Here is a 517-nt window from a genome sequence, read left to right as displayed (position 1 = left end):
GAGCAGAGTGAATTTTTAAAAGGCAAAAATAATAAAAACTGGTCAGCGACATTTGACTGGCTTATCAGTGACGGTAATATGGCTAAGGTGCTTGACGGCAATTACAGTAACAGGACAGAGCCATCATGCAGCCCTGTAGGAAAACAACAGGACAAGCAAAACGAGAGCCGGGAAATGATGTATAACTGGGCGATGTCAAGAGGAGGAGAGGAATGAACACAAAGGAATTTGCAGTATTTGCAGATCGGATAAAAACGGCATATCCAAAAGGCAACCTGCTGGCAACGGGAGATCAGATGGACTGGTGGTATGAACTACTGGGAGATATTCCTTTTCCGGTTGCTATAATGGCTCTCAAGAAATATGCACTGTCTAACAAATTTCCACCTACAATATCAGACTTAAGACTGTATGCGGCAGATTTGATGGAAACGCGTATCCCCGATGCTGACGAAGCGTGGGGCGAGGTCAACATGGCTGTAAGGCGCTACGGATATATGAGGGAGGCGGAGGCACT

The 517-nt window shown here is 45.8% G+C and carries 1 protein-coding gene and 1 pseudogene; both read left to right on the top strand.

Annotation, left to right across the window (positions count from 1 at the left end):
* Positions 1 to 216: pseudogene (locus NE473_RS33295) on the top strand (hypothetical protein); the annotation flags it as partial.
* Positions 213 to 517 (top strand): replicative helicase loader/inhibitor (locus tag NE473_RS33290; protein WP_256265554.1); only part of this gene is annotated, 305 nt, incomplete at its 3' end. The pseudogene NE473_RS33295 and the gene NE473_RS33290, both read left to right, overlap by 4 nt.

The organism is Hungatella sp. SL.1.14 (assembly GCF_024460495.1).
GTDB classification, from domain to species: Bacteria; Bacillota; Clostridia; order Lachnospirales; family Lachnospiraceae; genus Hungatella; species Hungatella hathewayi.
Note: the sequence above shows the minus strand (reverse complement) of the source record. Positions and strands in the feature narration are given on the sequence as shown.